Genomic DNA, 26,835 nt, shown 5'->3' on the forward strand with positions numbered 1-26,835 from the left:
ACCGCCGCCGCGGCGACAGCGGCTTCGGCGGTGACGGGCATCGACTCGGCGAGCGCCGCCACCCTGCCCGACCCTTCCGGGCACAGGCTGCCGCAGTCACGCCAGCGGCCAGCCAGAGCCCGTTCGCCAATCCTCTGGTCGGGCCGATCGTCCCGCCGAACCCGCCGCCCTACCCGCTGTACGACGCGGCGAAGTAGATGGCGGCCAGGACGTGGATCGAAGGACTGCCGGAGCGCCCGCCGAACTACGGTACAGCGGACGACCGCGCCTACCAGGTGTACGCCGCCGGCAGGCCGGAGCGGCGGGCTCGGGGCGCGGACGGCAGCGAGATCTGGGCGGACGGCTTCCGGCCCGCCGACGGCGCGTTCATTGATGCCAAGAACGTCCGCAAACAGGGCTGCAGCCCCAGGTCCCTGAAGGGGATACAGGAGGACGACTTCCGTACCGGGTGGATGCTGGACAAGGACGAGGACGAGTTCGACCGCTACAAGGGCGCGATCGACAACCCCGCCAACCACGCCCAGTACCTGGAGGTCGACACGCCCGACGCGTCGACCGTCGGCTACTGGCAGTACCTGCTCGCCAAGCACCATGTGAAGAGCAACGTCCGCGTCGTCACGATGCCGGAGCCACAGCCGACCGAAGGAGGCTGATTTGGACACCATCCACCTCGGCGCCGCGCCGGGAACCACCTGGGCGCTATCGCCGCAGGACGCCGAAGACCACCTGCGCGCGCTACCCCGACCTGCAGACCTGGCAGAAGCACGCACCGGTCAGCGGCAGGAACTACGTCACCTTTCAAGTCGACCTCGAGGGCGAGACCCGGCGCGGCAGCTACTTCGAGCGCGGCCACCTCGTCCTGGACGACGGCGACGCCGCCCTGTGGGCCGACACCGCCGCCTGGTTCCTCGGCCTCCTGCCGGCCGACGCCAGAGCGGTCGTCATGTTCGAATCGAACCCGGACAGTGTGAGGACCGTCCCCCCGAGAGCCGACAGCGAACACGTCCGCGAGATTCTCCAGTCGCTCTTCGACGTCGAGTAGCCACGTCGCGCGATGCGGTCATCCCGTGCCCTTCCCCGGCACACCACGGGTTGTGGCTCACCCACCGGGGCCGACCGGCGGGCTGCTGACGGGCCAGGCAAAGGGCGACGTCGACCGGCGGCGTACCGGGAAGGGACCCGGGATGGCCGCCGTCCGCCATGGCCCGGCCCAGGGCGGCTGTTCCGGGAGCTCGCGGTGGCCGGGCAACCAGACCCTCGGTGGGTCCGGCGGAGGCGGGGGAGCGCCGGACGGCCACGGCTCCGGGGAAGTAGCGCAGGACCTGGAGCTGGATCCGGCCGTGGCGGTGAGTGTCCCGCGGCGCCACGTCCTGCTAGCATCCGGCGCTATCGCGCCCGGGGGAGGGGTGCCACATGACGGGGAGGGGCATGGACCCCGCACTCATCACCGGAATCGCCTCGGTGCTGTCGGCCGGCGTCGCATCCGCCGGAACGTACTTCACCATGCGGGGGAACCGGCGGCACGACAAAGCCGAGCAGGACACGAAGACCCGCGACAGGCGGGAACCGGTCTACAAGGAAGCCGAGACGCTCGTCACCGCGTTTGAGAGCACCGCCGCGCTTCTCGTTCAAGCCACGCCGCGGGAGATGGGGGCCGTGTGGAGAGAACTCGACGACAACCGGCTGCGCATGCTGCGCTATCACCGCACGCTCGCCCTGACCGGGCCGGTGGGGATCACCTACATGTGGAAACTCATCGAGGGTCGCGCCAACAACCTGGTGCGCGCATTGGACGAGCTCGGATACGGCTCCCCGGATCACCGGTTGACTGCTGAGGAGGAGAGGCGGGCAGCCGACGAGCTGGCGATCTTCGCCAAGCACATCGCCCCGCCGTTCGGCATCATGGGCGCGCTGCTGGACGATCCGCGGCTGATGGGCAGGCTCGACATCCAGCACCAAGTCGGCGAAGAAGGCGAGAGTCTCAGCGTGATCGTTCCCCTGGCCAAGCGCCGTCTGCGGTGGCCGGGGCAGCGCTCTGCCGACAGGTATGAGGCTCTGGGGCGGCCGGCGTCGGAGAGGTTCGAGTAGTCATGCACCACGAATGATCGCTGCCTCCTCAGACCCCGGGGTCGGTGGTCAGCTTGCTGCTGCGTTCCGATGACCGGCGGGTATGTCGGCGGCGGAGCGAGCGGTGGGTCGGACGGCCGCCGCAGCGCGACCGGCGTGGGCCCGGTCGCCCGCCCGCCGTCAGGCCGTCAGGCCCGAGCCCGGCACTACCCACGGCCCGGCTGGCCGACCCCCGTCATCAACCGCCAGGCCGACCTTCGACGAGGCCCAGGACGCCGGGCGGGCGGGTTGCACGGCCCGCTGATCACCCCGTCCGATCCATGGCTTCTCCAGCGGGCCGTGACTGCGTCCGATGCCTCTGGACCCGCATCGCGGCGGCAGCGACGGCTAGGGCGATGGTCGCGATCCCCGAGGCGGCCAGTACCTGCCGGGGGCCCAGCGCGGCGGTGAGGGGCCGCCGAGTGCGGTGCCCACGGGCGCGGCGGTGAGGAGGGCGGCGCTTCGGGCAGCGAGGACGGTGGTCAGCCAGGCCGCCGGGGTGCCTGGCTGTGGCGTCACGGTCTGTGACGGAGCTTCCCGGCGTGCCACTCGAACTGGCCGTCGGCGGGGATCGACAACTGGCCGTACCCGGGGAAAAGATCTTGGCCCGCTGACATCCCGGGCTGGGAGCGTGCACCCCGGTTGCGGGGCTCGCCATGGTCGCGGTCATCATGGGGCCATGTCTGCGATTACGACCATCCTGCTCAGCCCCGGTGGTTGGGAGGAGGACGCTGATGTCGTCGCCGAACTCAACGTCCGCCTCCATCCGCTGAGTCCCGAGGTGCCCGGCCGCTGGCAACTGCGGAACATCGCGACCAGGGACCATGCCTGGGGCGGTACGAAGTGGCCTCCTGACGTCTACGGCGGGGCCCTGAACCACCTGCCGTTCGCCGAGTTCGCCCGGATCGTCGGAGAGCTTCCATGGTCGGAGCCGGAACTCTTTCAGCTGTTCGTCATGGCACCAGACGAAGGCAGCTATCGGGTGCTCACACTGGCTGACCTCCGTACATGGCCCACGGACTGAGTACTACCGTCATCAGCTCACCTCGCTGAGACCTCGGCAGGCCGGAACGCGCCCTCCGTCTTCAGGACGCGCGGCAGGTGGAGGGGGTCGACCTCGACCTGGTGGCCACGGCCTCGGAGCCCGCCGGCGAGCATCCCGGGTAAGACCGCTCGCCCTTTCCGGGACCACGGCCAGCCGTTCGTCCCAGCCCGGGTGTCCGGCGGCTCGGACGATGTAGACGCTTGGAGCACGTGATCCCCGTGTGTGAGGATCAGGCCGTGTGTGCCTGTAGACGGTGCGTGCATGCGGAATCGCCCGCAGGGGCAGGGAGAGGTACTGGAGATGTTCGCTGGGGGATCCGCGCGGCTGCTGGTCGGAAACGACGGTGGAGTGCCGCTGGAGCTGGTCGTGGAGCCTTGGGCGGACAGCCACCAGATCCTGCCGGGGCAGACCTGCGTCGTTGTCACTCACTCACCGGCAGACGACGGTTCTTGGTCCGGGACGTTGCGCGGGGACGAGCTCTTCGAGGTCGACCACCAACGGGATTCGGTCACGGTGTGGGCCAACGGCCATTGCTTCCACCTCAGTGACATGGAGGGCAATGCGATCGACGCTGCCGACTGGCAGTGCCCTGCCCAGGGCCCGGATTCCTGAAGGCGGCTTCGAGCGGCAACCGATCACGTGCTGGCCGGTTTCAAGACGCGGGGCAGGTGGACGTGCCAGAACGCGTCGTTCTCCGCGAGGAACTCGGGGCTGCGTCCTTCGATGAGGGCCAGGGCCTTGTCGTGGCGGCCCTGTTCGGCCAGCAGCATCATGGTCGCTTGGAGGAGGTTTCCGTCGTAGAGGTCGTCGAAGGTGTGCTCCACCGCTTGGATGGCGTCGTCGAACCGGCACTGCTGTGGGTCGCGCCGGAACTCCTCGGCGATCGGGGCCAGCAGCTCCAGCACCCGTTCGTCGCAGCCCTGGCCCTCGGTCATCTCCACCAGTTCCCTCAGCACCCACCCGCCGTACCCACCCGCCGTACCCACCCGCCGTGCTCGTACGGCCGGAGTACGCCGAAGTCGTCGTCCACCCGTCCTGCTCGGACCAGCACCTCGGCGTAGTCCCGCCACACGCCGACCGTGTCCTCCTGCGGCCCCTTGGGGTGCGCCAGCTCCAGCGCCCGGTCGACGCGGCCCCACCGCAACAGGACGTCGGCGCCCGTCCGCACCGCCGGATGCCAGCCGGTGGCCGCGAACGGCTCCACCACCGTCCAGGCCCGCCCGAACTCCCCCGCCGCGCACAGCCCCCGTACCGCACCCACGGCGCAGAACCAGTCCGCACGTTCCCGAGCCGCCGCCACCAGGGCCTCCAGGCCGCCGCGTTCGAGGATCTCGTCCACGATCCGCGGCAGGACACCGCCGTGGTTGCTCAACTGCCACTGAAGATCATCCACATTCACCAGGGCACCCTGGGCGCCCCCACCGACACCGCCCGCGTACGGGCCGGGCCGCGGGCGGCGCACCTCGGCCACGGTTCAAGCGAAGTCAGCGGTTGAGGATGCACGGCTCGTCATCGCAGGGGCCGGTCCGCCAGCACGCGGGAAGCCGGTCGGCCGCACCCCCTCGACCACGTTGCGGGCGAGCTCTGTCGGGCTCCATCACCGCGGTCAGTCGTCGCCCAGGGCGAGCAGGATCACGAAGCACTCTGCCGTGGCTCCGGCAACGACGACATCGATGCCGTGCCGAGTGACGGGCGTCCACGCGCGGCCGTTCTCCGTGCTCTCCATGTTCGTGACCCAGCTCGTGTCCCGGCCCAGCAGCTTCGCCACCCGCGCGGCCGCCCGCTTCGCGTGATCGCGGTCCCGGAGGGGCTGCGAGTGGACGAGATCGAAGGCCGACAGGTTCGTCATCAGCTCGATTGCCCCGGCTTCGTCGACGGGCTCAAGCGCTGACTCGACCTCGCGGGCAGACGACGGGCCGACCGCTCCCGCGACGGCCTGATGCGCCCAGTCGTCCTGGGCGATCATGACGAGGTCGAACACCTGCTCCGCGACGGTGGCCCCCGATACCGCGCCCCACCTCGCGTAGACATGGCTCGGTGTGGCCAGTGAACTCAGCAGCGGCTCGATTTCCTCCAAGATCTCCATCCGGGCATCTTGCCAGGTCCCGCTCCACGAGCGGTCCGGGATCTCGCTGGCTGATGGTGATCGGGGACACTCGGTGTCCGGCCTCCGTGTCCGGCTTCGGTGTCCGGCTTCGGTGTCGGCTGGGCTTCGGCGGGGGCTCCCACTGGTCGGGCGACTGGTCGCCTTTGGACCTGTTGCTGGAGGCGGACACGGCGATCAGCTGGGAGTGAACGAGGTCGTTGGCGTAGGCCTCGCGGCGCTGGGGGTCCGGGCGTAGCCGCCGACTGGTGGGGCGTGTCATTCCAAGCTCGCGATATTCGGGCTGTCGGCGGCGGGTGGACTCCACCGCGAACGCGGCGGTGTCGTGATCGGTCCCCACGTTGCCCCAGCCCGTGTTCCCGGCCAGGTCGTAGATTCCGTAGCGGATGGCCTCGCCCGGCTGGGGGTCGGCGAAGTCGTGGACGTGTACCGGCACCGGATCGCCTACGGGCCGCCAGGAGCGGCCCTGGTTCTTGAAGTCGCCGACGAGCTCCTTCTTCTTGGTGTCCACGCTGATCACCGGATCCCCGGACTCGATGTGCTGCTTGGCCTGTTCGTTGATATGGCGGAACTGGGCGTCAAGGCCCGGGTGTTGGGCGCCCCCGATGGTCTTGGCGTTGCCCTGCAGGCTGAAGCCTTCCTCGCGTAGCAGGTCGCCCACTGTGTCGGCGCCGACCTTGTGCCCCTGGCCGGTGAGTTCCTCGGCGAGCCTCCTGGTCGACTTCGTCGTCCAGTGCAGCGGCGACTGCACGTTCTGGCGGACCAACCCCCCGGCAGGGTGGTCGACGCTGGGCACCATATGCGGGCCGAAGGGCATCGATCCTCGGGGCCGGCGCGGGGGCCTGATCGCCAAGGCGGCTCCTGGTAGCAACCTGCTGGCCAGTCCCAGGGGCTACAAGCTCATAGCCCAAGTCCAAGTGGCCCCCCCCGGCAAGGATCCCCGACCGCTATCGTTCTGGCGCCCCATTGCGCCGGAGGGATACGTAGCCCTCGGGGACTACGTCCAGACAGGCCGGGACAAGCCCGCGCTGAGCGCGATGGCGTGTGTGAAGAAGACCCACCAGGGCCGTGACTACGTCCGCAAGGCAGAGATCAGCGGGAAAACGCTGGGCTTCGCCTGGATTGTGATGTTTGGCTCGGGCCTTGCCACAGCCTGGGGCATCGAGCCGCCGCTCTACCCCGACGGCGACACCGGCGAGCACCTCTACGTGCCCGCGGGCCTGTTCACCGCTGTCCCGTCGTGGGGCAGGCCCGCGCCCAACGAGGTCACCTGGGTGCTGGACCTGCCCGCGGTCGTGGAGAAGGGCCCGGACCCGGCGGTCCCTCGGCTGACCTCACACGCCGAACCGCCCGCCCACACCACCAGTGTCATCGACCGCACCATCACCGTGCCCTACTTCATGGTCAAGGACACCGGCCGCGACGAGAAGTGGAAGCTCGAACACTCCCCCTTCTACAAGATCCGGCGAAAGCGCCACTACGAGCTGGCTCTGTTCCGGGACAACCAGCAGGGCAGTGCATCGCAGGCCGACAGCCAGTCGATCACAACCGGCGTTTCCCGCGAGAGCACCGAGACGTACAGCGCGAAGACCGGCATATCGGTGAGCGTCGAAGTGGGCGTCGAATTGGAGGCCGCGCCTTTCGGTATGGGAGCCAAGAGCTCCGTCAGGGCCACGGTCAGCGCCTCGGTGGAATTGGGCTACGAACACCGCTCCGGCGTCACCACCATGGCCAGCAAGACCATCACCCACTCACTCGCCATCCCGCCCAAGTGCAGCGGAGCCCTGTGGATGGAACGCCACGAACTGTTTCCCATCCGCCGCAACGGCGACATGATCAGCGCCGACGCCAAGCTCTCCTTCCGTACCGTCTACTACCACACCGGCCAGTTCCCGCCTGCCAGCGCGGCAGGCGAGCGGGTGGTCTACGCCGAACTCGACGACAACGGGCAGCCGCTGCCCTTCACCTTCGGCATCCCCGTCCAGGGCATCGAACCCCAGGACGGCCCGGCCGAGTAGCAGCATCGTTCAGTGGCCGTCCCGGCGTCAGCTGACGCCGGAAGGAGGCGGTCGAGCGACCGCCTCCTTCCTTCAGCCTTGTGTAGTGAACGGGTCTCCGGTAGCTCCTGTGGCCCCTGTGTCCGGGCGGGTGGCCAGGCAGGACTCGACGGCGGTGTCCACCGTGGCGGCCAGGGCGGGCAGCTCAGGTTCCAGCCCGCCGAGCACCGTGCCGGGCATCGCCGCGGCCAGCGCGCAGACCGCGACCAGCGCGATCCGCTCGCCCATCGCCAGCTCCGGGAACGCCTCGGCGTACGGGCTGCCGGTGACGACGACGGCGCTGAGGTCGTACGCCAGCCGCTCGTCCAGCTGCCCGTCGCCGCCCGGCCTGCGCCCGCTGCGCGGCGAAGTTCTCGGACGAGCGGTGGGCCGAGCGCCGGCGGAACGCCTGGGACGACACGCTGTGCGCCGGCTGCCGCCAGGCCGCCGCGGATCAGCAGGCCCGTCAGGAGGCCGAGCGCGAGCAGGCCGCCGCCGAAGCCGCGGTCGCCGAGGCCGCGGTCGCCGAGGCCAAGCGCGTTCGCTCCTGGTGGTGTCGCCCCTGACCCGCCGCTGCGGCCGGTGCCCGTCCGAGGGTGTGGGGCCCAGGACGGGTGCCGGCCGCGGCGGCGGTGGTTCGGTCAGGCCAGCTCCAGGACCCACAGGTCGGGCGTGGAGCTGAGGACGACCTGGCTGCCGTTGGTGTCGAAGTTCTGGGCGGCGAGCCACTTGCTCGAATTCACCGACTGGATCGCGGTGTAGTTGGTGTTGGGTACGTTCACCAGCGTGAACTTCTGCTCGTCGGGCACGTAGTTGTCGTCGCAGCCGACGGTGATCACCCAGACCCCGCTGGCGGTCCCGGCGCGGTCGACGCCCATGCACCACTGGCGCCAGGCGTCGCGGAAGACCACCTGCTCGGTGCCGTTCGACTGGCGCTTGCGGCAGAGCTTCCACTTCTGGTTGGACTCGCCGCTCCACTGGTACTGGATGACCGAGCCGTGGTTCCCGGGGGACAGGGCGACGGTCAGGGCCAGCTCGTTGAAGACCGGGCGGTTGGCGGCCTTGATGCGGTAGTAGATCGGGTCGCAGGTGTAGTCGCTGCCCCGGTCCGCGGCCGTGGCGGCCGGGGCCGCGGTGAGCGTCAGGGCGCCGACGATCGCGGTGGTGGCGAGCGCGGTCAGTCGGCGGAGTGGTATGGACATCATGAACTCTCTTTCAGCAATGGGGAATCGGGGGAGTTTTCGCGGCCCGGTGGATGCGTCCGGTCCGGTTCAGTCCTGGTCCGGTTCAGTCCCGGTTCGGTTCAGTCCCGGTTCGGGGTGGTCCTGTACCGTCCGGTCAGCAGCCGAGCCGCTGCCGGGCGGCGTTGCGCAGGGTCCCGGCTGGCTCCGGGGAGGCGCACGACACGGTGCCCTCCTCGGGGTACTCGAAGGTGGTGTAGGTGCCCTTGCCGTTCGGGGTGGTGTTCACCCAGAAGCCGGTGCCGCCGGCGCGGGCACAGGTGTACTCCACCCACTCGCCGGAGACCTTCCGGGTGCCGCGGTAGAGGCCGTAGTAGCCGGGCTGGTTGATGTTCCAGGTGGTGGAGGCGGTGGTGGTCGTGGTGGACGAGGTGGTCGTCTGTACGGAGAAGCCGACCGTGGCGGACACCTTGAAGAACAGGAAGCGGGCGGAGGTCGAGATCTCGGTGTTCCGGTTGACCGTGGTGGTGACGGTGTCGACCCGTGTCAGGGTCTCGTGGCGCTGGCCGGTGGTGCCGGGGGTGACGCTGACCGCTGTGAAGTCGGTGACGACGGGATCGACCTGCGTGTTGAGGACGTCGTGCCAGACCGTGTCCACGGCCGGGTTGCAGAGGCCGCTCGGCGGTCCCGACGGGGTCGCGGCCGCGGCGCCGGTGGTGTTGACCAGGCCGAGCGAACCGACGGCGGCGAGGACGACGGCGGCCGACGCCATCGCCCGGCGGAGCGTGCGCGGACGGGGGGTCGGGTTCGGGTTCATGGGGGGGCTCCCTCTCTGGAACGGAGTCGGCCGGGTGTGGTGCCCGTCGGGGTGCGGGGCGGGTGTTGTCCGGCTCGGAGAGAACCCTGCTTCAGTCCGTCACGATTTCATCATGACCGGATCGCGGCGAACACATCACGGGCACGTGGGGCGCCATGGACACGGCCCGGCGTCCGGGTGAGGATGGCCCTGCCGGGCCGCCGGGTGTACGAACCTGACGGTCGGAGTGCGACCCGTGGCTGCGTACGCGGGCCGAGCGAAGGGCCGAGCGGGGGCGGACGGACGATCCGGCGGAGGGGCGGGAGTGGAGTTCAGGATCCTGGGGGCACTGGAGGTCCGGGCCCCGGACTCCACCGTGCTCGCCGTCGGCGGCCGGCGCCAACAGGCCTTACTGGCCTACCTGGTGGCTCATCCCGGCCGGATCGTCTCGGTGCCCCGGCTGGTCGACGCGATCTGGGACGAGTCCCCGCCGGCCACCGCCGACCGTCAGGTCCGGAACATGGTCGGCCTGTTGCGCCGCATCCTCGGCGGTGGCCCCGGACGGGTGTCGCCGATCCGCACCGACGGACCGGGCTACCTCTTCGCCGGACCCGAAGTCATCGTCGACGTCCAACAGTTCACCGCCCTGGTGGACGCGGCGGCGCAGCCGGGCGCCGACCGGGTCGCGCGCCTGCGCGAGGCCCTGGCCCTCTGGCGCGGACCCGCCCTGGACGGACTGCCGGGTCGGGCCCTCTCGGCTGTCGCGGCCGGCCTGGAGGAGCGCCGGATGGTCGTCCTGGAGCGGCTCTACGAGGCCGAGTTGACGGCCGGCCGGGACGAGCTCGCCATCACGGAACTCACCGAGCTGGTGGTCGCGTTCCCGCTGCGCGACGGCCTGGTGCGGCACCTGCTGACCGCTCTTGCGGGGTGCGGCCGGCACGTGGAGGGACTGGCCGCCTACCGCCGGTACGCCGACCGCCTCGCGGAGGAGCTCGGCCTCGACCCTTCTCCCCGGCTGCGCGCCCTCCAGGGGGAGTTGCTGGGAGCGGCCGGCGGGCCCCGGGCCGAACCCCGCCCCGCGGACCCGCCCGCCCGGGTGGCGCCCGTGCCGCCGCGGCCGTATCCGCGTCCGGCCCAACTGCCTTGGGACCTCCCCTTCTTCATCGGTCGTACCGCCCAACTCCTGGCCATGGACCGCCACCTGGCCGGGGCCGGCACCTCGGGCACCGGCACCCCAGGCACCGGCGGCCCGCACCCGGCGTCCGTCGTCGTGATCACCGGCATCCCCGGCGGCGGCAAGTCGACCCTGGCGGTGCGCTGGTCGCACCGCGCCCGGGAGCACTTCCCCGACGGCCAGCTCTTCGCCGACCTGCACGGATGGTCGCCCGCCGGCCCGCAGGACCCGCACGCCGTCCTCGGCGCGTTCCTGCGGGCACTGGGCGTGCCGGCCGAGGACGTACCCGGTCGGCTCGACGAGGCGGCCGCGCTCTACCGCACCACCCTGGCCGGCCGACGGGTCCTGATCGTGCTCGACAACGCGCTCGACGCTGAACAGGTCCGCCCGCTGCTGCCCGGCACGGGGGGCTGCGCGGTGGTCGTGACCAGCCGCGACCGGCTCGCCGGCCTCGTCGTCCGCGAAGGGGCCGAGCGGATCGAACTCGTCGACTTCAGCCCGGCCGAGGGGCGGGAACTGGTGCACCGGGTCCTCGGCGCCGAACGGGTCGCGGCCCACGAGCACGCCGTCACCAGGCTGCTCGACGCCTGCGGCCACCTCCCGCTGGCCGTGGGCCTCGCGGTCGCCCAGCTGCGCGACCGTCCGTACCACGATCTCACCGGCCTCGCGGCCGAATTGGCGGCCGAGGGCACCCGCCTGGACGTCCTCGACGGCGATGGTGACGGCCCCTCCGTCCGGCTGCGCACGGTCTTCGCGCTCTCCTACCGGGCGCTCGACGAACCCGCCGGGCGGCTGTTCCGGCTGCTCGCGGTGAGCCCCGCGGTCGACCTCTCGGCGCCCGTCGCCGAGGTGGTCGGCGCTCAGAACGCCGCCGAGTGCGCACGCATCCTGCGCCGGCTGGCGAACTCCCACCTCCTCACCGAACACGCCGCCGGCCGCTACCGCTTCCACGGCCTGGTCCGGCTGTTCGCCGCCGAGCGGGGCACGGACCAGGAGAGCGAGCGCTCCCGCGACCGGGCCCGGGACCGCTGGTACGCCTGGTGCCTGCACCAGAGCGCGGCCGCCACCGGTCGGCTGCTCGCCCCGCGACGCCCGCGGGTGCCCCTGCCGCCGCCGCCCGAGGGCCTGCGCACCACGGCCTTCGCCGGAGCGGAGGAGGCGCTGTGCTGGTACGACGAGCAGCACGCCAACCTGCTCGCCACCGTCGGCCACGCCTTCGAACACCGGTGCGACGAAGTCGCCTGGCAGCTCCCCGCACTGGTGTGGCCCTACCTGCACCGCTCCGGCCGGCACGCCGAACGTCTGGCACTCGGCCGCACCGCGCTCGCCGCCGCCCGCCGCCTCGACGACCCCCTCGCCGTGGGCCGCAGCCTCAACGACCAGGGCCACGCCTGGAGCGCCGTCGGCGACCTGCCCCGGGCGCTCCGGCGCTACGAACAGGCGCTCGACCAGGTCCGCACGGCCGGAGCTCCGGCCGTCGAGGGCCAGGTGCTGGCCAACCTCGGCGCGTTCCGCTTCTTCTCCGGCGACCACGCCGAGGCCGCCGACCACTTCGAGGACGCCTTGCGACTGCTCCCCGCCGACGGACCCGACGCCGACGACTGGACCGTCCGCCTGTGCGAGGTCAGCCTCGCCGCGGTCCACGCCTTCCTCGGCCGCTTCGAAGCCGCCCGGACCCGCGCCGAGCGGCTGCTCGCCCCCGAACTCGGCCTCCAGGACGGCATCCTGGGCTGCTCCCTGCGCAACGTCCTCGGCCTCGCCCACTACGCCGCCGACCGCCCCGACGAGGCCCTGCGCCACTTCGCCCGCTCCCTGGCCGTCAGCCGACGCATCACCGGTTTCCCGGACCAACAGGCCAATTCCCTCGCCGGCCTCGCCGCCGCCCAACAGACCCTCGGCCGCCCCGCCGCCGCCCGCCGCTCCTGGACCGCCGCCCTCGACCTCTACCAGCAACTCCCCGCCCACTACCGGGCCCCGGTCACCCTCCTGACCTCCCTCGGCTTCACCCCACCCGACACCGACACCGCGACCACCGCCCTCCCGCCCTGGTGAGCCCGATGGTTGAAAGGCAGGCTGAGCGTGGGACGGGAGTCGCAGCAGGACAGGTTCCGGCCCCGGCCGGACCGATGGGCTGGTCCATGTCATCCGGCCTGCCGGCGTCCTCCGGTGGTGGCCGCACTGCGCCGCCTGGGGTTTCCCGCCACTGGCTGGCCCGTGAAGGTGGCACAGATGAGCTGCGACAGGTGCACGGTGCCCTTCCTTCTGTGACGGTGTGGTGGGTGAAACCGTCGCGTGCCCATGGTGGCTTCGTTCCCTTCTAGGGGCAGCGTTTGTCTGCTGGGTTGGGCAGCAGTTGCGGATCTTGAGGCCCGTGAATGTTCACGAGAAATAGCAGCGCGCGCAGCGCGCGGGGCGCCGCTCGTCGCGCCTGCGGTGCGTCACTGCCCGGCGTGTGGCCGGGTGAGTCCGGCTCTGACCTTGGCCAGCATCTGGCCGAGGAGGTGGAGGGCTCGTGCCTGTGTCGGCACTTCGCGCGCTGTTCCCGTCCGGTAGGCGTCGGTGAGTTTCTCGGTCACCGTGAGGATCCGGTCGTCGTCCTGGACGGCCAGCACGAGGACGAACCGCACGTAGTCGCTGATGTCGGTGCCCTGGGGGTGCTGGTCCGTGAAGCCTTGCAGGCGCGGGGTCGGGGCGGGCAGGGTGCGGTCCGTCGGGAAGACGACGGCGAGGCCGGCGAGGGCCAGCCGAACAGCAGGGCATTCGGCCGACCAGCGGAACCACGCGAGCAACCGGGGGATCGGACATGGGCGACCACGACGACCAGGGCGAGCAGCACGACGACCGGCAGCAGCCGGCGGCCCGGACCGGCCGGGTGCACTTCCGCCGTTCCACCCGCAACCCCAACGGATCGACCCACTCGCTGCGCGCCGACGCCCTCGCCGTCCTCAGCGTGCTCAAGGTGGCCACCTACAAGCAGCTGCACGTTTGTTCGGTCGGTAGCTGGGCCCGTTCATGATGACCTGGTGGCTGGTGAACAGGTGCTGCAATCGAACGGCGTCTGGGGTTCGTCGGCCTACGGCGATCGGGTGAACAAGATCCTGACGGAGGCCGGGATCGGGCTCGAGATGGTCGACGGCGGCTTCGAGGAGAACGACGAGGGGGCCGAGGAACTCGAAGTCCAGGACGCCACCACCCGCCCGCTGAGCCTGTTCACCGGGAAGTACGCGACGGCGCACGCGAACTGGGCCAAAGCCCTGGTCGCGCAGAAGACCGGTGACGAGCGCCAGGCCGTCGCTCTGGCCGTCAACACGCTGGAAGGCGTCGTCAAGATCGCCTCCGGGAAGAAGAGCACGACGCGGGGCTGCGCCACTTGTTCCCGGAAGGCGAGCGTACTTCGCTGTGCCAGGCGATCAACCACCTCCACACCTACGGCTCCGCGATGCCGTGGGTGCGCCACGGCGGCGGCGCGAAGGATCTGGAGCTGCACCGGATCGAGGCCCTCGGCGTGGTACGGGCCGCCGTCGTGTGGATCGTCATGTTGGTCGACCTGGACACAAGGAAGGCCGCCTCCAGGCCACCGCGCCGAGCAGCCCGAAGGCGGCCCGTCGCCCGCGCACTACCGGAGCGGCACCGTCAACCTCGCCCGTCAGCGACAACGGCAAGGCGGCCGAGCATCGCGATCACGGTGATCCGCGCCTTCTTGTCGTTCGTCACCGCACAGTGGGCTTCGATGCCTCGTTCGTCCGGTGCCTGATCCGGCTCGGTCAGGCCCACCCGGATCAGGTCGACGGTGTACTCGTGGCACCGGGAGTAGTCCGCCGCTGAGCTCACCGCTTCGACGTGGTCGATGCGGTCAGGATCCGCAGCGCGCAGCAGCGCCGGGGTGGGCAGCGGGCCCAGCACCTCCCCGATCCATCCCGAGACGGCCTCCCGGGGGCAGCCCCGCTCCAGCCTCGAAGCGGTCGCCGCGGTGAGCGCGAGGTGAATGAGGAGTGACCCGAACCAGGTCGTGACCTCGGCCGGAGGCGTATCCGTGCCTGCCGGCGGCATCACGGCGCGGTACAGCGCAGCCGGGTCGTCGGCGTGCGCGGCGGCGACGACCGCCTTCACCGCGCTGCCGAGGGCAGCCTGGTCGATGGTCATGTCGATGCCTCTCCCTATAGTTGGCAGCCGTCAACTTACCGCTCCGACGCGGTGAACGGCTGGTGAAGGGCAGATTCGCCCCGATACGCGCGGCAGCAGGTTGACCGGGCCCGACGGTCAGGCCCTGTGCGCATCCGCCTCCGCCTCCCCGGTCACCCCGAAAACGCCCGGGCCCGGCCGTCCTCCTTCACTGCCATCGGGCGGCCGAGTGCGGCTGACTCCAGTGCTGTCGAGGTTGTCTCTACATTCAGCGACCCATGGCGACACCTCCCAGGAGGTCCACCACCTCCACGGCCGACGACGCGATCCCAACTCACTGGATCCTTCGGGCGTAGCCGACATCCTGTCAAATCGGACTGAGTTGCCACCCCGAGTCGCCATCAGGGCCGTGCTTCCAGGTTGGGAAGCGCCTGATGAGCGGCCTCCTGGCCCACGTGGGGAGCTCCGCGATGAGGTGCCGATCCTGCTGCTGCTTGCTGCCTCTGGAAAGGAAGTACAGGATGCACATCCTGGACGATCCTTCCGAACTGCCGGAGCGGGCACAGGATCTCCTCCGCCGTACAGGCCGGCGCGAGAGCCCGGCCAGGTTCGAAGTCCCGATCGAGAGGTGGCAAGTACGCGACCGCGCAGGCGGTTCCGCTGCTGCTTCGGCCGCCGAGGATCTCGACGGACTCGTCGTGGTGCCGGAAAGCCTTGTGGGGTCCTCGCGATGGCGGCTGTCGGACTCCGTCGCAAGTCTTGGACAGTGAAAGCTGGGACCGGGAGAATCCGAGTCGTCGCGTGCGCATCCGGTCGCGGGACGAGGTCGGCCACCGTCAGGTCCAGAATGCGTTGAGGTCCGGGTGAGCGAGATCTCCGCATCCCGGGATGCGGATACCCAACGGCTCAATCGGTCTCGAAATCGAGCCAGGCGTCTGCGCAGGAGGAGGTTCTCGCCCTGGGCAACCTCCAGGGCCTCCGTTCGGCTGTACCCGGCCATGGAGTGTGGGGCCTCGACGGCCGGCTCGTCCAGCTCGGCCCGGACGACGTCGAGCGGCGGCGGCTCTGGAAGGGTGCGGTGCGCGGCGTCGGCGACCGCGGCTGCCGGGTCGGGGGAGTTGGCGTAGACGGGGGCCGCGGCCGGCAGGAACATCAGGGCGAGCGTGGCGAGGAACGTGGCGATGTGACGCCACCTGAGACTGATCGTGGTCCACGGCTACCGGCCGCAACCCGCCCCCGGCGGCAACGTCACCCGAGGCGGCGCGTCTGCGGGTACGCCGTTGACCACCGCGCCCTGCGACGGCCCCCGTGGCGGCGGATCATACGACCGCCGGGCCAGCCGATGGTGGGCCCCTTCGGCTCCACCGAGCTCGGCTCGGTGGCCCCCAGTCCGCCCAGCGGAGAGGCGTGATTCTGTTGGTGCGTGGACGGCGTCTGGCCGACGTCGGGCGGGTGTTCGCGCCCCGTACCGCCCCGTGGTGGTTTCGTCACGGCGTTGGTTGTGATGGAGTTCCGCCGGTCCCGTCGCGCCGCCCGGCGTCTGCGGCGACGCTCCGGGCGCCGCGATGCCGAGGTTTCCGCGGTCCTGGACGCCGAGGAGTGGAGCGGCCGCCCTTCGCCTGTGTGCGCTCGGCGACGGCGAGCCGTCCTGCGGCGCGACGTTCGGTGGGGTCAGCGGATGAGGCTGCGCAGGACCGGGATGCTGGTGCCGACGGCGGTCATCCCGGCGATGACCGCCGCGGCGGGCGGGGCGCCGGTCATGGCCGTGAGGACACCGACGACCAGGCCGATGACGACCGCGGCGAGCAGGACGACGGTGGTGTGCAGAGACAGGAACGGCGGGGGCTGCGAGCCCGGGTTCGTGGTCATGCCCCGACTGTGCGGGACGGGCGCCCCGCGGTCCCAGGCCGCGGAACGAAATCGTCGAGGGGCGATCGGCACGGTAGCGGCGGCGAACGGCGGCCGGTCCTGACCGAACACCACGCGTGGTGGGGCCGGTGTTCGGTGAAGTTCAGCGGTGTTCGGTCTGCAGGTCCTAGCCTGCTTGCACAGGGGTGGGTCGAACCGAGGGGGCCGGGTGTCTCAGCAGAACGGACCGGTGGAGGACGAGTACCGGAGGGAGCTGGAGGCCCAGGGCCGGGACCTGACACAGCTTCGGACCGACCGGGGCAATCCGCCGCTGCGGGCGATCGAGAACCGGGCGCGCACACTGTTCGTGCAGGAGAAGGCCGCGCTGCCGATCGCCACGCAGAGCGCGGCCTTCGCCGGCCGGTACGTGGGCCTGGACAAGCTGATGTGGCTGGTACGCACGCTGATGTCCTGGGACGTGTACGGGGATCCGTGCCAGGCCCCGGGACGCCGCGATCCGGTGCTCGACCCGTGGCGCACACGGTGGAAGACCATCACGGCCCTGCGCGCGACGCTGTCCGCGTCCGGCAACCCGGCACCGGGTGTGGGCGACGAGAGGTCCAGGCCGGAGGACTCCCGGTCGGGCGGGGAGGTCGCGCCCGTCCTCCGGAACCCGCGGTTCGACCCGGCGCTGACCATTGTCCATCCTGGTCCGGTGTACAAGGTGGTGTTCTCCCTCGACGGGCGCCGGGCGGCCACCGCGTGCGGTGACGGGGCAGTGAGGGTTTGGGACGCCCGGACCTGGGCCCTGCTCGGGACCTTCACGGACGATCGCCTCCAGCGGGCCCGTACTGTCGCGCTCTCCCCCGACGGCGTGCTCGTCGCTGCCGGCGGCGAGGACCTCGTCGAGCGGTCCCCGGTGTTCGTCTGGGACATCACGACCGGCAGGCTCGTCAACACCCCCGGTCCCCACCACCAACGTGAGGTGCTCTGCCTGGCCTTCTCCTCTGCCGGTGACTCTCTCGTCTCGGCGGGGCGGTTCGGAGAAGTGACAACGTGGAGCACCGACACGTGGGAGCCCACCCCCCACCCCTTCGTGGAGGGTCTGCTGGACAACGTCCTCCCGTTCTCCGGTGGAAGACACCTCGCCCTCCACAGCCGGAACGATGACAAGATCCTCCTCTACGACCTCGGCACCCGTCAGCTCACCCAGGTGTTCGTCCCTCGTTTTGACCGCGAAGCCGGCTCCATGACTGTTCTCGACGGGCTACGGCTCGCCGTGGCAGTACCGGAGGGGATCCGGATCTGGAACCCCTCCACCCGTGTATGCGACCGGCAGTTGCCCAGGCTCGATGATGTCGTGAGCATCATGTCGTTCTGTCCCGATCTCCAGCTTCTGGCCTGCGGGACCCTTGAGAGGAACCTGGTAATCGTGGACATGGCCACCGGGCGGCGTGTCGGCGAACCACTGGAACTCCACACGAAACAGATCAACAGCGTGGCCTTCTCACCGGACGGTCGCCTGCTCGCCTCCGCCAGCTCGGACCACACCCTGCGGGTGGCCACCGGCCGGTGAGTTTCGGGTATCTGAGCAGGTCACGGGCAGGTGAGAACGGGACAGCCCCGTTCTCACCGGTTCCGTCCCGGCGGCTGCGCGGTTGGACGGCCGGGCCGGGCGGGCAGAGCCTTCGGCATGACGACACCTTCGACCAGGCGCCGACGCCGCCGTCCGGCCCAGCCCGCCGTGCCCGCCCCCCCGCTGCTCCGGTCCGTGCCGCGAGACCGCCGGCCCCGGCCCGCCCACGACCGACGGGTGGGTGCTGCCGGACCTGGACCAGCGAGCACATCTCCCCGGGCGGGGTGGTGGGCCGGACGGCCTGACACGAGCGGGCCTGCCCGGCCTGGACCCGGCGGTGCCACCAGAGCCGTGACGGCGGGCACCGGGCCGGCCCAGGTCGGCGAACCGGCGTCGCCACGTGCGCGCCGTGTCGACGTGCACTCCCGCCTCGACGGCGATACGCGCGTCGGACCTGCTCCGTGTCAACGGACAGCGGGCCGTCCGGGTGAGCGGACATCTCAGATCCTTGTGCGCGGACAGTTGACCTCCCTGCCCGGTACGACTATTCGTCCCTCGGATGGGGGTGTGTGAGCGTTGGGGGATAGAGCGTCGCGGTCATGGGACCGCTGACTGACATCACCACCGACCAGGCGCCGGCTGATCCGGCCGCCACCGACGACATGCTGGCCACCCGGCCCATTGGTTACTGGAGTGGCCTCGCCCACGTAGCCGTCACCCGGCATCTGCGTGACGCTATGGCCAGGATCGACGTCACGCAGCCGCAGTACTGGGTGCTCAACCGGGTGAACGGCGGCCCCGCGGCGTCGAGTCGCGAGGAGGCCGTCATCCAGCTGACGCCCCTCGCGGACGGGCCGCATGAGATCGCTCGTGTCATCGACCAGGGACAGGGGATGCCGGGCGACTTCCGTCAGCCCGGCCGGGCCCTGCATCCGTTCCGGTCGGTGCGCGAGCCGGGACAGGTCCACCACGATGACGAGTTCCTCGCCATCGGCGCGGACCCAGGCTTCCTGGCCGACCAGGCCCGGCGGGGTCGAGTAGCGGACCGAGCCGAAGCGGACGGTCTGGTCCCGCAGCACCTGGCGGGACCCGCCGAGCGCGCGGGTGTGAGGTGCTGCGGGTAGTGGGTGCGGGCGGGTGCGTTCGACCTCCAGTGCGGAGGCCGGGGTCTTGCCGGTCTCGCGGTGGACGCGGGTGTTGACCGGCCGGGTTGCTACAAGGGGGTGTAGGCCTGGTACGTGCCCTGTAGGGATGAGTCGGCTGCACTGGCCACATCGGACCGGGGACCGGCTGCGCGTTCGTGGAGAAACCTCGTGACCTGAGGGCGGGGCCAACCCGCAGCGGCAGCCGCGGCCCAGAACCGGAGACCGTCGTGGGGGTCCAGAGGCGCAAGGAAGTCCAGGACGTGGTCGATCGTGGCCGTGTCCAGGCACAGTCGCTGCATCGCCACGGCACGCAACGCGCCGTCGGCGAGCATCGGGGTGGCGCTGTCCAGGCACCAGCGCAGGGAATCGGCTGTGGCCTCGGGAGCGCTCAGCCGGCCGATCGCGTCGCCGAGCGCGGTGTACACCATCGTCGCCTCGAAGGGGCGCTGGGCAAGGCCGCGGAGCAGGCCCAGCGCGGGACGGTGACCTACCGTCCAGCCCTCGGGGGGTCGGCCCCACGTCGACACCACATCTATGAGCGGAGTCGGGAGTCACCCCGCCGCATTCTCCAGCGCTCCGAGGACCCTCAGCAGCGCCCCGACCTGGCCGTTGACCATGTTCGTGGGCTCACTCCAGAAGCCGCTTCGACCAATCACCCCCGAAGCGATAGGCACGGCCATCACCGACCTGTTTCGTCCCGCCAGGAACAACGTCCCCATGGTTCGGATACTGCTCCGTCACCGCCGCCAGCAGGAACTCCAGGAAGCCGCCCTCGTACAGGTCCCACTCCAGCACCGAGTCGAACTTGGCAGCGACCGGCCACCGGTCCGGGTCCGGGCCCCGCATCAGCCAGCAGAACTGGTCGGAGTTGTCGTTGTTGCCCCACTTCAGCAGCCCGCCCTCGGCCGGGAACAGCGGATACGGGCACTCGTCGTAGTCCCCATCCTGGTAGGCCTGGGCCAGCATGGCACAGTATCCATAGGGATCCGTCGTGTAGTACAGGAATCCCTCGAAGCCGAGCGGCTGCTCGGTCTTGGGGCTGGGCGCCGCCGATGGTGTGTAGATGTGCAGCTCGTCGCTGATGCTGACCATCCCGTACCGGTCGGCGAACGCCCGCTAGTCCGCTGGCAGTTGGAAACCGAGTGCCTCGGGCCCGAGCTCCCACGGGACCGGGACCACTCCGCCCGGGGGCGGCGGCCCGATCACCGCGGCAAGCCGGTCCCGGACCATGCCGGCCAACCGCACGACATCGCAGCCCGAAGGAGCCGTTCTTGAGCCCCGCTCACCCCCTGACGCGCCTGGCCGCGGCCGCAGCGATCCTCGCTGTCCTGGTCGGCTGCTCGTCCTCGCACGGCAAGGGGCCGAACCGGCCCGGAGCCGAAGCCGTCACTCGGCTCGGCCCGGGCGAAGGCCCGGACCTGCCGGCCCCGACGGGCACGGCGGGCTCGGCCCCCCAGCCCGGCGCGGTACCGGCGTCGCCGCCCCCGGTCGGCACGGCAGCACCCTCCAGCGCCGCCCCGGGCGTGGGGAGTCCGGCGGACTGGCCCACCGAGCCGGTGGCCGCCGCCAAGGCTCCGACGGTCAGGAGCCAGGTGATCGAGCCCGGGTACACCGGCGAGTCGTACCTGAACCACCTGGCCACCACCTGGGGCATCACCATGAAGGCCCGGGAGAAGGTCGACTTCCCCGGCCGGCCGACGGTCTGGCACGCCTCGGGCGTCAAGCAGGGCGGGAACACCGCGATGTGGATCGCCGCGGCGTGGACCATCGACGGCGACTTGACGACCTGGTCCTGCCACGTGACGGCCACCGCCGCGAAGCAAGCCGATTTCCTCCATGATTGCGCCGGCCTGGACCACCCGGGAGCGGAACCGGCGTCCACCAAGGCCTGGTTGGACGCCATGAAGCCCCGAGTGGACAGTACCTTCGCCGCCGGCCGGGCCCCCGTCGACAGCCCGCTCCACCGCTCCGGCCCGGTGGCCTTCATGCTCCAGAAGGGACCTGACGGCACGTACGGCGGCGACTACTACGAACTACGGACCTTCGGCGTCGGTTCGAGCTGATCGGAGCCACTCCTGATCCCACGATCCGCCGCTATACGGGTTCGGCTCGAAGAGCAGGACCTGACCGTCCTCACTGAGACAATCAACGCCTGCGTACATGGCACAGCCCCAGGTCAGGATCGGTACGACGGCTTCGGGCCATTCCGGGTGCTCCACTCCAACGGACGCCTCACGTCGCGTCAGGTATGCGCCAACGACGCTGGAGCCCGAACCAAGCAGTGGCAACAGTCGATAGTCAGGGCCGAAGCCGCCGTCAGCGACCGCGCGATACGGGCACCCAAGTAAAGGATGCAGCACGATGCCCAGTTGCCTCTCGGCCTCCGCAGTCTGGGCGTCGTCGACGGGCTCGGGAAGATCCTTGCTGTCCGATGCGGCCCGGGTGGCAACGCGTTGCACCCCTCCCTGCCGATCCCTGCCGACTGGGGGGCATGGACCGGCTGATCGGCAAGACGGTCTGGGCCGAGCTGGCCCATCGGAACGAGTGCGCGGACGTAGGCGCCGACACCCCCTGTCGGTGGCAGCCGTTATCTTACGCTCGGCAGGATCGGGCACGAGCTGGCGGTGGCAGATGGAGCGGGGATCGGGGATGGTCGTCGAGGGGGGGGTACGCGGAGGGCTGGGATCCGGCGTCCCGTACCCCCGGACGGGCGCTGTCCGCCGGGGAGGCGCGGGCGCGGGACGCCGAGGGGCTGCCGTACGCGGTGATGCACCGGGTGCCGGGGAGCGAGGTGCCGGCCGAGGTGCGGCTGGTGTCGTGGGGCGCGGGCTTCGTCGAGGTGTGGGCGTACGACGAACAGGGCCGCCGGACACTCGAGGCGGAACTGAGGCTGCTGGTCGACGAGGAGCGGCTGCTGAACCGGCGCGCGATCAGCTGGCGCTACCCGGATCCGGTGATGGCGGAATCCGCCCAGGACTGCCCTCGTACCGTGGTGGAGGTCTTCCCTGACGGTACGGGACGGATCTCGCACCAGCCCGAGGGCATGCGAGGCTCCTCGCTGGAGGCCGTGCTTACGGTGCCGGAAGAGCGGCTGTGGTCGGCCCGGCCAGAGTTCGGGAAGTGGCGGCCGCTTCCGGGCGGCGAGCACCTGCCGGACTGGGTGCGGGTGCACTTGGACACTGCCGGGACGCCCGAGGCTTCCGTGCCGTGGCGTCGGGAATCATCCCGCATGTTCTCGTCCATCGACTTCGACGCGCTCTTTCGTCCCGGTAGGCGCATGTCCGGTCCCTACGGCGACGAGATGACCGCCGTGGAGCCGAGGCGGACCGGCACCCTGCGCGTGCCGAGCGGCCTGCTGGCCGTCGACTGCCCCCTGGACCATGACGGGCCGCACTTCAGCATCGCCGTCCCGCCGGGGGAGCACGTGCTCGATGAGGCGCAGGCCGCCTTCCTCGACGGCTGTGAGTCGTCCACGGCGGTCCGGCTGCTCGTCGGGGAAGCCCCGGCCGTGTCCTGGGAGATGGCCCCTCAGGCCGTGCGACGACACCAGGCTGCTCGGGGAGGGCGAGGCGTACGGGTTCGGTACGGACGGCGCGATGGGCGCCTTCGCCGATGCCGGGGCGTGGGGCCCGCTCCAGCGGCTCTCCCAGCAGGTGATGGAGGACAACGACCCGGAGGCGTGGAAGTACAGCACCGGCTCCGCCTACTTCCTCCGCACCCGCGAGCCTGGCTCCGGCGCCGAGCTGGTGGCGTTCGCAGTGGGCTCGGACGGGGTCCATCCCGTCTGGGTGGGGCGGTCGGCAGACGGGGACGTGGTCGGTGTGGTGGTGCTGGTCGAAGGAATGCCCGACCTCATGGCGCCCTGAGCCCCCGGTCCCGCTGGGACCGGGGATGCGCCTATGGATGTCAAGCGGGCCCGTCCGATCCCGCGATCGGACGGGCCCCTCGCCATTGCCTCGGAGACCTGCAGCCCTGCGGTGAGGAGGTCGATCAGGTCGTCGCCAGGTTGCTCGCTGCCGGGCCAGCAGGAGAGGTTGGTGCGAGCGGGGTCCTGAGACGGCCCGAGCTCGACCGCATCGACGACCAGTATCGGCCAGGCCACAGTTCCCTGGCCTGGCCTGGCCTGGCCGACCCGGGCGACCACCGAGAGGATGGCGGCGAACCGCTCCTGCTCGTCCTCGATTCGCGCCAGGATCCGGTGGACCGTGCACGACACGCCCGCCTGCCGGCGCTCCTTCGGCCACTTCGATGCCACCCACCGCATGCCCGACACGGTCTTGTTGGACAGGCCGATGTCCTCCGCCAGGCGTGTTCTCGGGCTTCACGCTGGCCCCTCTCCGGCTTCGGCCTGGGCGAGTTCCTGTGCGCGGATGGCGGTCGCCCGGACACGCCCGAAGTAGTCCTGGGGCCGACGGAGGCCGACCGCCAGAGCCTCGTCGAGGAGGTCAACGGCGGCGAGGGCCTTCTCCAGGCCGTCGATCGCGCGGGCGGTCGGTTCGAACACCTCGTGGAGAAAGTCGGCGGTGGCGGGGTCCGGGGGCTGTTCGGCAAGCGTCCGCCACTGCTCGCGCTTGCGGTGCCAGTAGACGAGGTCGGCGCCGGGCAGGACGAACTTGTCGCAGTTGTGGCAGTTCAGGTTCCAGGGGCAGGCGTCGCCGTCGACGACCGGTTGAAAGGTGCAGAACCCGCCCTCGGCGGGGGTGGACCTGCGGGTGAGGTCGATGGCCGGGCCTCAGCCTGCTCGCGACTCATGGACTCCGTGCCCGAGAGGACCAGTCCGGGTTCCGCCGACCCGGGGCCGGCGACCCGGACTGCGTTGAGGGCCTCCTCCAGCCTCGGGTCGGTGTTGGCGAGGTGTCATGGTGGAGTCGGCTATTGGAACTGTCCGGATGCCCTCCTGTTCCTGGGCGTTGAGCGGTGTTCAGAGTGGCGGTGCTCGCAGCCGGGGTGGCGACATCCACCGTGCGGTCAAGCAGCAAACAGGTGCAGCTTGAACGGCGAACCGTTGGAGCTGGGCATCCAGCCCTTCGACCGCGCGGCCCGAATGCCTGCGGCGACTTCCCGCGGCAGGACGACCTCAGCCGGCACCAGGTCCGGGTTGAGGACGGCCGGCCGTCCGGTTTCCACGACGAGCGTCGTTCCGGGGCAGGTCGCGTCCTCTGCCACGTAGCCCAAGGTGCTGCCTTCGTAGTCGCAGCACATGTGGTTCCTGCTCACCCGCCAGCGGTACTCGACGCCGTCGACGACGATGCGGCGGGAACCCTTCTTGGCCAATGCCACTGTGTTGCCTTTCAGTCTTTGCGGCTTCTCCCGCATCTGTACGGGCCGCTGTCGGTGGGGGCTGTCGTCGCAGCCTCGTCCGTTCGGGAAGGACGAGGCCACGGGGCGGTTCGTGCTGTCGGCCGGGGCCTGCTGACCTCGGGTACCTCTCGCTACAAGCCAAGGCGGCTGCCGTCAGTCCTCGTCGCCCTCCTCGTCATCGCCCTCCTCGTCATCCTCGTCATCGTCATCCTTGTCGAGGCAGAGCGCCGCGAGCCGGGGCAGCCGCCGCCGCATCTCGCCGTCGTCTTCGAAATCCCACTTCTCGCCCATGTCGGGCTCGACGTCCTCGCGCTTCGGCCGCGAGGCCGCCCGGGCCTCCTGCGCGTCGTAGTAGCTGTCCTGGACTCCGGTGACCCGGTCATAGGCTCCCAGCACCGCGTAGGTGGCATCCTCCTGGAGGAGCGCCTCCTCCAGGTCGTCGACGGAGCCGGAGCTGTCGACCAGCGGGTGGTCGGCGAGGGAGTCCGGCGCGGCCGCCACCCGCTCGAACCACTCCCGGCCGAGGCTGATGAGGCCCGCGCGGAAGTCGATGAAGCCGTCGTCGGAGAACCAGCCGCCGATCAGGTAGGAGGCTGCCCACACGTCCCAGCGGTAGACGGATTCGTGGACCGCGTGGAAGCGCTCGTCATAGTCGAGGATGCGCTCCAACGGCAGTCCGGCCAGGACGTCGGTCAACGCCTCGTCGAAGGGCTTGTCCGTCGCCGCGCGCGCCGTCTCGATGATGGTCCAGAACTCGTCGGTCTCCATCTCCATGGCCGGAACCATGCCAGACCCCGCTGACAGGTCACCAACGAGCGGGCGGCAGCGACTTGGTGGAGGGTGATGGGGAGCTTCATCGGTTCCCCGGAATACGGCGGCTGACGTCGGCGGTGTAGGCGGCCCAGTCTCCGGCGGACGCTTTCTGCCACTGGACGGCGACTTGGATGTGGATGCCGAGCATGCGAGCCAGGATCGCGGCCGGGACCTCTTCGGCGAGGGCGAACAGGGCCGTGGACCGGGCCTGGCCTGGTTGAATTCCGATGTGCCACGACCCGTTTGACGAGCACAAGGAATATCGACCCTCCAGGCACTCCCTAGAGGGATTCACCTGCTTTGAGGAATCCCCGGTAGACGATCGCCAGCAACGTCGCGTAGGCGTGTATCTCTCGCGCGACCGCCAGGTCTTCTCCCGAGTATTCCCCGCACAGGACGTCGGCTTGAGCGATGACCTCGTCGAGTTCCGCCAGAACATCCGCACCTGACGGCCTGAACGCACCGGTCCTCATGAAGACGACGGCCCCCGTGGTGTGCTCATGAGCGATGGCGAGATCGCCGCGGAGCGCCCTCAACTCCCGCGTCGTGCCGTGTGGCGGATACGGAACGTGACTCCAGATGGTATAGGCATCGACGAAGCTCAGTTCCACAGGTCCTCGCATCTTTCAGCTACCTCCTTGCCGGGGGATGGTACGTCACGATCTTACTGCCATCCACCGACGTGAACAGCACCTCGCCCGTTGTTGAATTGGTATATGACTTCCCCTGCAGCTTTTCCTCGTGGGATCCGATGTCCTTGAGATTGATATTCCATTCCCGACCCGCCCCAACGCCGGGCTGCTTCAGGCGCTCAGCTAGCTCCTTGGCCGCGTCGATATATTCCCGCTGCGCCATGCCATTCGGAATCCCCTGCTCCTTGATCCGCCGCCCCGACACGGCGGACCTATGGACCTGGCTGGTCATCGTCGCGCACACCCAGCTCCGCCTCGCCCGGCCCCTCGCCGAGGATCTGCGTCGCCCGTGGGAGAAGCCCACGCCGCCGAACAGGCTCACGCCCGCCCGGATCCGACGCGGGCTCCGCAACATCCGCGCGAAGACGCCCTGCCCGGCAACCGTGCCGCAACCGACACGCCCCGGCCCAGGACGCCCACCCGGTACGAAGAACCGCAGGCCGGCGCTCCGTTACGACGTCGGGAAGACCGTCGAACGCGAACCCACGCTCGAAGCCCACCTCACCGAGATCGCAGCGGCAGCTTAAAAATCAAGCTTAGGTATTGCGGTCCATCCGCCCCGAACAGGGACTGAAGGGACTGATTCTTCGAATTGCCGGTAGCCCAGGGCCTAGCGGATCGCCGGTGCCGCCTCGGGCGCTTGGCTTGAGCAGCGGAGGGCGTGTCGCCCGGGCATGAGGGAGGCTTTTCAATGCGCATCTGTCCGAGTTTGGGAGAGACTGAAGTGACTGAAGTTCGACACTGGCCTCTCGCCGCCGAGGTCCAGGAGGAAGGGTCTCCTTCGGTCCCTGCGGGGGACTGAGAGGGCGTTTGAGGTAGACGGATTGCCCTTTATGTCCTAATAGGTTCCTCGCCAGCTTGGTGTGGTTTCGTCCGTTATGCGCTTGGTGAGGTTG

Annotated in this window: 28 protein-coding genes and 6 pseudogenes; 15 read left to right on the forward strand and 19 right to left on the reverse strand. The window is 70.3% G+C overall.

Translation table 11 applies throughout. The features are described 5' to 3' along the window. Positions 1-197 precede the first annotated feature (197 nt). The 4 genes from ACIPLC_RS26805 to ACIPLC_RS26820 all read left to right on the forward strand — a co-directional run bounded on the left by ACIPLC_RS26805 (position 198) and on the right by ACIPLC_RS26820 (position 3,763). Positions 198-653 (forward strand): restriction endonuclease fold toxin-2 domain-containing protein, encoded by a 456-nt coding sequence (locus tag ACIPLC_RS26805; RefSeq protein WP_400475569.1) that lies wholly within the window; start codon positions 198-200, stop codon positions 651-653. Positions 654-1,428: 775 nt separating this feature from the next. Beyond that, positions 1,429-2,088, forward strand: coding sequence for a hypothetical protein (locus tag ACIPLC_RS26810; RefSeq protein ID WP_400475570.1), 660 nt, complete (start codon positions 1,429-1,431; stop codon positions 2,086-2,088). A gap of 697 nt (positions 2,089-2,785) precedes the next feature. Then, positions 2,786-3,130, forward strand: a complete 345-nt coding sequence (locus ACIPLC_RS26815; RefSeq protein WP_400475571.1) for a hypothetical protein — start codon at positions 2,786-2,788, stop codon at positions 3,128-3,130. 282 nt (positions 3,131-3,412) lie between these two features. Beyond that, positions 3,413-3,763 (forward strand): hypothetical protein, encoded by a 351-nt coding sequence (locus ACIPLC_RS26820; protein ID WP_400475572.1) that lies wholly within the window; start codon positions 3,413-3,415, stop codon positions 3,761-3,763. A 23-nt stretch (positions 3,764-3,786) separates the two neighbouring features. On the opposite strand, the gene ACIPLC_RS26825 is transcribed toward ACIPLC_RS26820, so the two are convergent. From ACIPLC_RS26825 to ACIPLC_RS26845, 5 genes and pseudogenes are all read right to left on the reverse strand, one after another. After that, positions 3,787-4,107 carry a hypothetical protein gene (locus tag ACIPLC_RS26825; protein ID WP_400475573.1) on the reverse strand — a complete coding sequence of 107 codons (321 nt, stop codon included), beginning with the start codon at positions 4,105-4,107 and terminating at the stop codon, positions 3,787-3,789. Next, positions 4,101-4,544, reverse strand: coding sequence for a hypothetical protein (locus tag ACIPLC_RS26830; protein WP_400475574.1), 444 nt, complete (start codon positions 4,542-4,544; stop codon positions 4,101-4,103). The genes ACIPLC_RS26825 and ACIPLC_RS26830 overlap by 7 nt, the downstream gene beginning before the upstream one ends. 213 nt (positions 4,545-4,757) lie before the next feature. Further along, positions 4,758-5,237: a hypothetical protein gene (locus tag ACIPLC_RS26835; protein WP_400475599.1), complete on the reverse strand. Its 480-nt coding sequence runs from the start codon at positions 5,235-5,237 to the stop codon at positions 4,758-4,760. A gap of 130 nt (positions 5,238-5,367) precedes the next feature. Next, a pseudogene (locus ACIPLC_RS26840) lies at positions 5,368-5,472 on the reverse strand (HNH endonuclease); the annotation flags it as partial. Between the two features lie 72 nt (positions 5,473-5,544). Continuing rightward, positions 5,545-6,015 (reverse strand): annotated as a pseudogene (locus tag ACIPLC_RS26845) (ISAzo13 family transposase); the annotation flags it as partial. Here ACIPLC_RS26845 and ACIPLC_RS26850 point away from each other — a divergent pair. Then, positions 5,948-6,250, forward strand: a pseudogene (locus ACIPLC_RS26850) (hypothetical protein); the annotation flags it as partial. The pseudogenes ACIPLC_RS26845 and ACIPLC_RS26850 sit on opposite strands and share 68 nt — an antisense overlap. Positions 6,251-6,301: 51 nt before the next feature. Next, positions 6,302-7,273, forward strand: coding sequence for a hypothetical protein (locus tag ACIPLC_RS26855; protein ID WP_400475598.1), 972 nt, complete (start codon positions 6,302-6,304; stop codon positions 7,271-7,273). Between the two features lie 72 nt (positions 7,274-7,345). Here ACIPLC_RS26855 and ACIPLC_RS26860 read toward each other — a convergent pair whose 3' ends face one another. The 3 genes from ACIPLC_RS26860 to ACIPLC_RS26870 all read right to left on the reverse strand — a co-directional run bounded on the left by ACIPLC_RS26860 (position 7,346) and on the right by ACIPLC_RS26870 (position 9,289). Continuing rightward, complete coding sequence (locus ACIPLC_RS26860) at positions 7,346-7,540, reverse strand: hypothetical protein (protein WP_400475575.1); 195 nt, start codon at positions 7,538-7,540, stop codon at positions 7,346-7,348. 392 nt (positions 7,541-7,932) lie between these two features. Next, on the reverse strand, positions 7,933-8,496 hold the full coding sequence (locus tag ACIPLC_RS26865) for an RICIN domain-containing protein (protein ID WP_400475576.1): 564 nt from the start codon (positions 8,494-8,496) through the stop codon (positions 7,933-7,935). A gap of 133 nt (positions 8,497-8,629) precedes the next feature. Further along, positions 8,630-9,289 carry a hypothetical protein gene (locus ACIPLC_RS26870; protein WP_400475577.1) on the reverse strand — a complete coding sequence of 220 codons (660 nt, stop codon included), beginning with the start codon at positions 9,287-9,289 and terminating at the stop codon, positions 8,630-8,632. 304 nt (positions 9,290-9,593) lie between these two features. Here ACIPLC_RS26870 and ACIPLC_RS26875 point away from each other — a divergent pair, with 304 nt between their 5' ends. Next, a complete protein-coding gene (locus ACIPLC_RS26875; protein WP_400475578.1) occupies positions 9,594-12,494 on the forward strand; it encodes an AfsR/SARP family transcriptional regulator in 2,901 nt (966 codons plus the stop codon). Between the two features lie 386 nt (positions 12,495-12,880). Here ACIPLC_RS26875 and ACIPLC_RS26880 read toward each other — a convergent pair whose 3' ends face one another. Next, the gene (locus ACIPLC_RS26880; RefSeq protein ID WP_400475579.1) at positions 12,881-13,231 is read right to left on the reverse strand and encodes a hypothetical protein; all 351 of its coding nucleotides are present in this window, start codon (positions 13,229-13,231) and stop codon (positions 12,881-12,883) included. Positions 13,232-13,245: 14 nt separating this feature from the next. Here ACIPLC_RS26880 and ACIPLC_RS26885 point away from each other — a divergent pair, with 14 nt between their 5' ends. After that, complete coding sequence (locus tag ACIPLC_RS26885; protein ID WP_400475580.1) at positions 13,246-13,458, forward strand: hypothetical protein; 213 nt, start codon at positions 13,246-13,248, stop codon at positions 13,456-13,458. A gap of 7 nt (positions 13,459-13,465) precedes the next feature. Beyond that, a complete protein-coding gene (locus tag ACIPLC_RS26890) occupies positions 13,466-14,131 on the forward strand; it encodes a hypothetical protein (RefSeq protein WP_400475581.1) in 666 nt (221 codons plus the stop codon). Here the strand turns inward: ACIPLC_RS26890 and ACIPLC_RS26895 are convergent. Then, a complete protein-coding gene (locus ACIPLC_RS26895) occupies positions 14,076-14,585 on the reverse strand; it encodes a hypothetical protein (RefSeq protein WP_400475582.1) in 510 nt (169 codons plus the stop codon). The genes ACIPLC_RS26890 and ACIPLC_RS26895 overlap by 56 nt on opposite strands. A gap of 500 nt (positions 14,586-15,085) precedes the next feature. On the opposite strand from ACIPLC_RS26895, the gene ACIPLC_RS26900 reads away from it, so the two are divergent. Next, the gene (locus tag ACIPLC_RS26900) at positions 15,086-15,334 is read left to right on the forward strand and encodes a hypothetical protein (protein ID WP_400475583.1); all 249 of its coding nucleotides are present in this window, start codon (positions 15,086-15,088) and stop codon (positions 15,332-15,334) included. A gap of 901 nt (positions 15,335-16,235) precedes the next feature. Here the strand turns inward: ACIPLC_RS26900 and ACIPLC_RS26905 are convergent. Then, a complete protein-coding gene (locus ACIPLC_RS26905) occupies positions 16,236-16,433 on the reverse strand; it encodes a hypothetical protein (protein WP_400475584.1) in 198 nt (65 codons plus the stop codon). A gap of 208 nt (positions 16,434-16,641) precedes the next feature. Here ACIPLC_RS26905 and ACIPLC_RS26910 point away from each other — a divergent pair, with 208 nt between their 5' ends. Together ACIPLC_RS26910 and ACIPLC_RS26915 are read left to right on the forward strand one after the other, a co-directional pair. Next, positions 16,642-17,988 carry a WD40 repeat domain-containing protein gene (locus ACIPLC_RS26910; RefSeq protein ID WP_400475585.1) on the forward strand — a complete coding sequence of 449 codons (1,347 nt, stop codon included), beginning with the start codon at positions 16,642-16,644 and terminating at the stop codon, positions 17,986-17,988. 599 nt (positions 17,989-18,587) lie between these two features. Further along, positions 18,588-19,112: a hypothetical protein gene (locus tag ACIPLC_RS26915; RefSeq protein WP_400475586.1), complete on the forward strand. Its 525-nt coding sequence runs from the start codon at positions 18,588-18,590 to the stop codon at positions 19,110-19,112. Here the strand turns inward: ACIPLC_RS26915 and ACIPLC_RS26920 are convergent. Together ACIPLC_RS26920 and ACIPLC_RS26925 are read right to left on the reverse strand one after the other, a co-directional pair. Next, positions 18,996-19,688, reverse strand: a pseudogene (locus ACIPLC_RS26920) (hypothetical protein); the annotation flags it as partial. The gene ACIPLC_RS26915 and the pseudogene ACIPLC_RS26920 overlap by 117 nt on opposite strands. A 72-nt stretch (positions 19,689-19,760) precedes the next feature. After that, complete coding sequence (locus ACIPLC_RS26925) at positions 19,761-20,225, reverse strand: hypothetical protein (protein WP_400475587.1); 465 nt, start codon at positions 20,223-20,225, stop codon at positions 19,761-19,763. Between the two features lie 179 nt (positions 20,226-20,404). Here ACIPLC_RS26925 and ACIPLC_RS26930 point away from each other — a divergent pair, with 179 nt between their 5' ends. Then, a complete protein-coding gene (locus ACIPLC_RS26930) occupies positions 20,405-21,196 on the forward strand; it encodes a hypothetical protein (protein WP_400475588.1) in 792 nt (263 codons plus the stop codon). Positions 21,197-22,564: 1,368 nt separating this feature from the next. Then, positions 22,565-22,999 carry a DUF4241 domain-containing protein gene (locus ACIPLC_RS26935; protein ID WP_400475589.1) on the forward strand — a complete coding sequence of 145 codons (435 nt, stop codon included), beginning with the start codon at positions 22,565-22,567 and terminating at the stop codon, positions 22,997-22,999. A gap of 284 nt (positions 23,000-23,283) precedes the next feature. Here ACIPLC_RS26935 and ACIPLC_RS26940 read toward each other — a convergent pair. The 6 genes and pseudogenes from ACIPLC_RS26940 to ACIPLC_RS26965 form a co-directional block, all read right to left on the reverse strand. After that, a pseudogene (locus ACIPLC_RS26940) lies at positions 23,284-23,397 on the reverse strand (DUF6192 family protein); the annotation flags it as partial. Between the two features lie 57 nt (positions 23,398-23,454). Next, entirely contained in the window at positions 23,455-23,637 is a 183-nt protein-coding gene (locus tag ACIPLC_RS26945) for a hypothetical protein (RefSeq protein WP_400475590.1), read from the reverse strand. 464 nt (positions 23,638-24,101) lie between these two features. Then, on the reverse strand, positions 24,102-24,413 hold the full coding sequence (locus ACIPLC_RS26950; protein WP_400475591.1) for a hypothetical protein: 312 nt from the start codon (positions 24,411-24,413) through the stop codon (positions 24,102-24,104). A 174-nt stretch (positions 24,414-24,587) separates the two neighbouring features. After that, positions 24,588-25,208, reverse strand: a complete 621-nt coding sequence (locus ACIPLC_RS26955; RefSeq protein ID WP_400475592.1) for a DUF4240 domain-containing protein — start codon at positions 25,206-25,208, stop codon at positions 24,588-24,590. A gap of 320 nt (positions 25,209-25,528) precedes the next feature. Continuing rightward, a complete protein-coding gene (locus tag ACIPLC_RS26960; RefSeq protein ID WP_400475593.1) occupies positions 25,529-25,858 on the reverse strand; it encodes a hypothetical protein in 330 nt (109 codons plus the stop codon). Between the two features lie 19 nt (positions 25,859-25,877). Then, positions 25,878-26,171, reverse strand: a complete 294-nt coding sequence (locus ACIPLC_RS26965; RefSeq protein ID WP_400475600.1) for a hypothetical protein — start codon at positions 26,169-26,171, stop codon at positions 25,878-25,880. Here ACIPLC_RS26965 and ACIPLC_RS26970 point away from each other — a divergent pair. Beyond that, positions 26,128-26,466, forward strand: a pseudogene (locus tag ACIPLC_RS26970) (transposase); the annotation flags it as partial. The gene ACIPLC_RS26965 and the pseudogene ACIPLC_RS26970 overlap by 44 nt on opposite strands. Positions 26,467-26,835 lie beyond the last annotated feature (369 nt).

It is taken from the genome of Kitasatospora sp. NPDC086801 (assembly GCF_044745805.1).
Lineage (GTDB): Bacteria > Actinomycetota > Actinomycetes > Streptomycetales > Streptomycetaceae > Kitasatospora.